This is a genomic window from Thermoflavimicrobium dichotomicum, from assembly GCF_900114055.1.
GTDB lineage: Bacteria > Bacillota > Bacilli > Thermoactinomycetales > Thermoactinomycetaceae > Thermoflavimicrobium > Thermoflavimicrobium dichotomicum.
In genome coordinates, this window is sequence record NZ_FORR01000005.1 from 172,267 (window position 1) to 178,298 (window position 6,032).

Annotated in this window: 7 protein-coding genes and 1 riboswitch; of the genes, 4 read left to right on the forward strand and 3 right to left on the reverse strand. The window is 44.2% G+C overall.

The window, feature by feature from the left end:
* Positions 1-523: 523 nt before the first annotated feature.
* On the reverse strand, positions 524-994 hold the full coding sequence (locus tag BMZ78_RS07645) for an NUDIX hydrolase (protein ID WP_093229264.1): 471 nt from the start codon (positions 992-994) through the stop codon (positions 524-526).
* Between the two features lie 236 nt (positions 995-1,230).
* Between BMZ78_RS07645 and BMZ78_RS07650 the strand changes: the two genes are divergently transcribed.
* Both BMZ78_RS07650 and BMZ78_RS07655 read left to right on the forward strand, forming a co-directional pair.
* Positions 1,231-1,653 carry an NUDIX hydrolase gene (locus tag BMZ78_RS07650; RefSeq protein WP_175482356.1) on the forward strand — a complete coding sequence of 141 codons (423 nt, stop codon included), beginning with the start codon at positions 1,231-1,233 and terminating at the stop codon, positions 1,651-1,653.
* A gap of 326 nt (positions 1,654-1,979) precedes the next feature.
* Positions 1,980-2,158: riboswitch (cyclic di-AMP (ydaO/yuaA leader) on the forward strand.
* 184 nt (positions 2,159-2,342) lie between these two features.
* Complete coding sequence (locus BMZ78_RS07655; RefSeq protein ID WP_093229267.1) at positions 2,343-2,921, forward strand: protein-S-isoprenylcysteine O-methyltransferase; 579 nt, start codon at positions 2,343-2,345, stop codon at positions 2,919-2,921.
* A gap of 483 nt (positions 2,922-3,404) precedes the next feature.
* Here the strand turns inward: BMZ78_RS07655 and BMZ78_RS07660 are convergent, their stop codons facing one another.
* Together BMZ78_RS07660 and BMZ78_RS07665 are read right to left on the reverse strand one after the other, a co-directional pair.
* Entirely contained in the window at positions 3,405-4,232 is an 828-nt protein-coding gene (locus BMZ78_RS07660) for a cytochrome c oxidase assembly protein (protein ID WP_093229269.1), read from the reverse strand.
* Positions 4,222-4,725, reverse strand: coding sequence for a DUF2243 domain-containing protein (locus tag BMZ78_RS07665; RefSeq protein ID WP_093229270.1), 504 nt, complete (start codon positions 4,723-4,725; stop codon positions 4,222-4,224). The genes BMZ78_RS07660 and BMZ78_RS07665 overlap by 11 nt, the downstream gene beginning before the upstream one ends.
* 354 nt (positions 4,726-5,079) lie before the next feature.
* On the opposite strand from BMZ78_RS07665, the gene BMZ78_RS07670 reads away from it, so the two are divergent.
* Together BMZ78_RS07670 and BMZ78_RS07675 are read left to right on the forward strand one after the other, a co-directional pair.
* Positions 5,080-5,427 (forward strand): ArsR/SmtB family transcription factor, encoded by a 348-nt coding sequence (locus tag BMZ78_RS07670; protein ID WP_093229272.1) that lies wholly within the window; start codon positions 5,080-5,082, stop codon positions 5,425-5,427.
* Between the two features lie 4 nt (positions 5,428-5,431).
* On the forward strand, positions 5,432-5,878 hold the full coding sequence (locus tag BMZ78_RS07675; RefSeq protein ID WP_093229289.1) for an SRPBCC family protein: 447 nt from the start codon (positions 5,432-5,434) through the stop codon (positions 5,876-5,878).
* Positions 5,879-6,032: the final 154 nt, after the last annotated feature.

Here is a 6,032-nt window from a genome sequence, read left to right on the forward strand (position 1 = left end):
CCCTAACCAAAATTTCGACATTAACTGAATTCGATATCACTAAACGTTTGAGCCAGTTGCGGGATCGAATTCAGGCTGGGATTCAGTCACGATTATTTAGAAAGGCATCCGTTATTATCTATTATGGAATCCATCGAAAACTGTGAGTCCTATTTGGATTCTTGGCCAGTACCGGTTGTAGATTCGGATAAGATGCTATGGATTATATTATTCATCATGAAAAGTAAGTATGGAAGGCCCCTTTTGCTTCGGCTGAAATATGGAGTGTGAAAAGAAAGCAAGGAGTCGATTTTTTTATCAGAAGAATGAAAACGTATGTTCTTCAGTTTTATCAGTTTTATGGATTGCATCTACAATAGAATGGAAAACAAAAAGACTTGAGCCACCTCTTAGGGTACTCAAGTCTTTTTCTATTTCTTGGGCAGATGGCAGAATGTTATAGGTGTCAAACTCATGCAAGGAGGCATTACAAATGAAACGGCTATCTGATTTTTAATGTTTTAAACCACTTCATCGGTTTTACTCATCTAATAAACGCCCTTTCTTGATTTGCAAAAAAGTCCTGAATACGTATACGTTGTGCTGGATGCAAGTCCATTTGCTCGATTTCTTCTTTTGTAAATAACTCAACTCGAGTGGATTCAGAGCTTACCGACTTCTCTCCCCCTAAGATTTTACAGGCAAAACAGATTGAGAACTGTTGCCGAACTTCGCCGTCTGAGAATGCAATCACATGACCCGGATCAGTGTAAAGCCCAATACATTTCAGAACTTCCACGTCAAACCCTGTTTCTTCTTTGACCTCTCGAATGATTGTCTGTTCGATCGATTCTCCTAGTTCCATAACCCCACCAGGTAATGACCAGAGGTGATTATCACTTCGCTTATGAAGTACAATTCTGCCTTCCTGATCAGTGACGACGGCAGAAGCTGCAGGAACTAACGAATTTGGCTTTGGAGCACCGGGTTGATGATAATAATCCTTTCTTGCCAAGCGGAGCACCTCCTCAGATTAACCAAAATGAATATTAGAAAAATTGTTACCAACTCAAGCCAACAATCGAATTGAGCCACCAGCCCCAAAAATATCTATGGGAAAAGCCTATAGAAAGGGGTGGTGGCGGAATTTCAAGTTTAATTCAGTGAATTGTCAAAATATTGTTTTCGGCAAGTTATTTAATCTCTCATAATAATTATACTGGTAATCAAAATGGAATGAAGGGATTGAAAATGTATCAGAAAATCGTTTGTACAGGATTTATTTATCATCAAGGAAAGACGCTTATTGTTCAACGGTCTTTACAAGAAACATTTTTGCCTGGTTACTACGAGTTGCCAGGAGGTAAGGTAGATTTTGGTGAAGACCCGGGCGATGCGCTGAAACGGGAATTCCGCGAAGAAGTAAATTTAAATGTTGAAGTCATCAAGCCGTATAAAATATTTTCCTATGTTTCAGAGAACGGAAACAGGCACACAGTAGAAATCGTTTATCAGGTTCAACTCACAGATGATCCAGGAAATATCCGGTTGAGTAAAGATCATTCTGCTTATCAGTGGATTTCCGAAAATGATGCTCATCATTATCTTATTAGCGAAGAAACCAAAGACTCAATCCTCCGTAGATTTAAAGCAGTTCTGCCCATCAATATTTAACGGGTTATACTGGATCGGCTCATTGAAAAAGAGTACAAACTCGGCGCTTCCCAAATTCTGTACTACAAGAAAAAGTGGTTCATCAATATCAACGATCAGTTCGAGAAACAAGAGGAACCACTGGACTCGGATCGAATCATGGGAATCGATATGAGCATTGTCTATCTGTGGATCGATTGAATTCAACAGGGGATAAACAGAGAGAAATGGATCTCCAAGCACATGGATCAGGTGACATGGTGGATTTTCGTTTCTTTTTGAGAAAAGTGATACTTTACAATCAGTGATTAGGGGAGTATGATGAGCTCGATAAAAAATAAATATATCCTCGTAAATCGCTGAGTCCCGCAATACGCGGGAGCGGGGGAACCAACTGCAGACTGTGGCTAATCTGTCACGGACTGCATGGGGTGAATCCTGGGGTGGATTTGTTCCATGCCTGGGTAGGGTGACTCTCAGCCACCCGAATCCGACAGCTAACCTCGTAGGCGTTGTGAGAGGGGGAGTGAGAATCGCAGAGGAGCACGGCTATTTTTGCTGTGCCAGAAAGGCCGCGTGAAGACACCCTTCTCGTGGCCTTTTCTGTTGTTGATAGTAAGCACTTTCGCACAAGTAGGTTAGAGATTTTCCTTTACTTTGTAATGAGTTTCTTCCATCCATCATAAAAAGATGTTGAGGGAGGACAAAGTATGTTCAAAATCATCTATTTTACGGGCTTGGTAATCATGTCCATTATTCGCGCTCCTTTTAGTAGGCAGACTAAAACGAATCAGATTGTTGACAGCCGTAAAACAACTTTAGAGATATTCCTGCTTTCTCTGATGTCCGTCGGGATGCTAGTCATTCCACTAATCTATGTCTTCACTCCGTTACTGAGTTTTGCCGATTACCAGCTTCCTTCTTGGGCGGGATGGATTGGAGTAGTGGTCTCCTTTGTAGCCCTCTGGCTATTTTGGCGTTCCCATTCTGATTTAGGACGAAACTGGTCTCCTACTCTTGAGTTAAGGAAAGGACATCAACTGATTACCAGTGGAGTATACAAATATGTTAGGCATCCTATGTATGCAGCTAGTTTGATGTGGGGAGTCGCCCAAGTTTTGTTATTGCATAACTGGATAGCAGGGTGGTCCCCTTTGTTGTCGTTGATGCTAATGTATTTCTTGCGTGTATCGCGAGAAGAACAAATGATGCTTGATCAGTTTGGAGAAGAGTATCAATCTTACATGAATAGAACGGGGAGAATTATACCACGCCGGTTTTGGAAGTAATGGGGCTTTTTTTCGGTGTCCTCATCATCTGCGTGAAGAAATTGGGAAGGAAAAGATACAGTCCCATCAAAATTATTTGAAACACTTGGGGACGTTCTCAAGTGTGCCTATCAAGGTCTGGAGAAAAGCGTGGGAGATACGCGAAGCGCATCGCTGCATTACATCAGAACAATAATACGAAGTGAACGATGTTTTCTGCAGGTAGTCCGGATCGTCTAACTAAACCTGATGGATTGCGTAATATTCCTAGAAGCTGCGGTATCAAAAACGAGGACTTTCTGGACACAAGGTGTTGTTATGGGCGAGTTATCCCCGATTTTTCTTTTATAAACACAAAATGACTTGAGTTCCCTAAGTGGCGTCTCAAGTCATTTTTTCATTTATTGGAAAGATGGCGCCAAATTTGAGCTTTGCTAATCCACCCCTCCTATTTCATTTGCGTATAGAATTGGTAAGTTTCCGACATCGATCCATTTGAGATATTTACGAGTTTACTGACTGGCTCATGGACAACGATGCTCGAGGCCGGGTGGCTCTAAACCATTGAAAGCACAGTATAAAGATCAGAACAAGGTCAATTGCATCGCCACCGTAGTACATTAACAATGCGCCAGTTTCTGCCTGTGCTATGGGAACATTACTGGGTGGATGAACATAGATATACTTGGATAAGATTCCGTGGCCAGCTAAAGCAATCACCAACACGATTGCACGGTAGACGAAGTTGGTTCGATGTGGTGTCGGGTCTATATAAATCATGGACACAGTGAAAAGGTAGCTTGCAAAGAATACATGTATGTGCACCAACACATGCAGAATGATATTCTGCTGCATCATCACGTATAAGTCAGTCGTATAGAGTACCCATAGCCCTCCAACATTAAGGAGGGATGCCACAATGGGATCGCTAAGAATGCGTACTGGACAACTCTTCAGTATGCGTGAAAGACATCGTGCCGAATTCACATTGAGTATTCGCAGCGCAAGAGTCATAGGTGCAGCTAGCACTAGAAGGAGTGGAGCGAGCATTCCAAGCAGCAGATGACCGATCATATGTGCCGTGAAATCAATATGGGCGCGATTCGCTAGGGGTCCAACCACGGTGGCGGCAGCGCAGAGAATTCCGAAAATCCAGAAGGCGTAACGGTATAGTGGCCATTGTTTGTAGCGACTGCTAGATACGACCGCAGCAAGGATATACATAACCAATGCCAGCACAAATGGTAGTGCCAAGAGTAGCTGGGGTACTATCCCATCTGCAAGATAAATGTGAATTCCATCGCCGTGATGAATGTGATTATTAATGTTCATGTGAGATCGCCTCTTCCTGTTGTTGTCTGTGTCGTGTGCGAACAATGAGGATGGCACCGGCTACAATCATGGCAATGGCAATGATATTCCATGTCAAGTCGTAGATAAGCACATTTTTCACGTAACGAATCTGGTGTATCCGCATCAGCTTGTGTTGGATTGTCCCGTCGTATAACTGGAATGCACCTGCCCCGAGTAACACGCCTCCCCACCACCTTGTGAGCCACAATGCGTTTCGGCGGCGAAGATCGGCGAACATAAACAATCCCCCGATTGTCGCAAACCAGCTAAAAGCGTGAAAAAGGCCATCGGAGATCAGTCCCATATCGGTCGTGGACTTGTCATAAAAATGATGCCAATGCAGTAGTTGATGAAAAACTGTTTCGTCAAAAAAGGCGACAAGACCAAGGCCGAACAGGAAGCCCGACCATAAATTGCGAGATGAGTAAGCAAAGCGAAAGGCATTATTTGAATGATCTTTTTCAGTAGTCATAGGATCCTCCTAAGCGATTAATTCCACACTTGCACTTTCTCAGTGTTTCATCTTCCAGAATAACCCAGATAAATAAGTTACAAACAGAATCAGCACTTTTTTAATACTCAGTAGCACGATCTTTTCCCGCAATGGGCGCAGGTTGTGAAGTCGACACGCGTTGTTTAAGATTCCAAACATATTCGCCAGTCAGGGTAATATTTTCTCAGCCAGCGGAGGGATTTCGCGGGATAAATTTTAGTCCTGTACACAATCTTAACGGTAAGGGAATGGTGCGGCTCCAGTCCAGACTTTCACCCTGCACCAAACTTATATAACTTGACGGTTATATAACTGATGGGTAATATAGAAACCATGAGGAGTTCAATCTTTGAAGTAATGGCTGAACCCAACCGTCGGCGAATACTTGATCTTCTGAGAGAACGTGAACGTTCTGTCGGAGAACTGGTTAAAGAGACCCAACTTAGTCAACCTGGAATCTCTAAACATCTTCGGGTTCTTCGTGAAGCCGGGTTGGTTGAGGTTCGCCAAAAAGGACAAAAACGCGTGTACCATTTACGCGCTGAACCACTAGAAGAAATCGATAACTGGCTTGAGCCGTATCGACGGTTCTGGTCCGACAAGCTGGATGCTCTTGAAAAACATCTAAACGTGGAGGACAAACATTCAACAGAAGCAGCGACCCCCGAGAAGAAAGGATGATCCGATGAAATTTGAGTCGAATGTCAATGTACGCATCACCCGTCGCTTTAGCGCATCGCCGGAGCAAGTTTTCGACGCTTGGCTGAACCCTGTGATGATTGGCAAATGGATGTTCGGCCCTGCTTATCCTGAACGTGAAGAAGAAGTCGTGCGCATCTCTCTTGTTCCGCGCGTGGGAGGCTCGTTCTCTTTCGTTGTGCGTCGACAAGGACAGGAAATTGACCATGTAGGGGAGTATCTTGAAATCGACCGGCCTCGCCGCCTCGTGTTCACCTGGGGGGTAGCGAATGTGGGGGATAGCAGTCGCGTAATCATCGACATTGTACCGCTAGAGAACGGGTGTGAGCTCACCTTGACCCACGAATTGCACCCGAACTGGGTGGACTTCGCGAGCCGCACCGAGGCTGGCTGGACCAAGATGCTTGACGTGCTTGAAGCGACACTCAGTTAGGGACAGCTAATATACAAAACCCGGAACCCTTAACGTACAAGGTTCCGGGTTTTTGGTGTCTGTGTGCCCAGCAAGCCGTTAATTGCTAGTTGGTGAAAGTCCAACCGAGGTAAGAGCCAAGTCGCCTCGTAGCTGATAGACAACTGGTGGAGAA

Excerpts from the sequence above, each read along its gene's own strand:
- BMZ78_RS07675 (WP_093229289.1), top strand. The coding sequence starts at position 5,432 with ATGAAATTTGAGTCGAATGTCAATGTACGCATCACCCGTCGCTTTAGC.
- BMZ78_RS07670 (WP_093229272.1), top strand. The coding sequence starts at position 5,080 with ATGAGGAGTTCAATCTTTGAAGTAATGGCTGAACCCAACCGTCGGCGA.
- BMZ78_RS07665 (WP_093229270.1), bottom strand. The coding sequence starts at position 4,725 with ATGACTACTGAAAAAGATCATTCAAATAATGCCTTTCGCTTTGCTTAC.
- BMZ78_RS07650 (WP_175482356.1), top strand. The coding sequence starts at position 1,231 with ATGTATCAGAAAATCGTTTGTACAGGATTTATTTATCATCAAGGAAAG.
- BMZ78_RS07660 (WP_093229269.1), bottom strand. The coding sequence starts at position 4,232 with ATGAACATTAATAATCACATTCATCACGGCGATGGAATTCACATTTAT.
- BMZ78_RS07655 (WP_093229267.1), top strand. The coding sequence starts at position 2,343 with ATGTTCAAAATCATCTATTTTACGGGCTTGGTAATCATGTCCATTATT.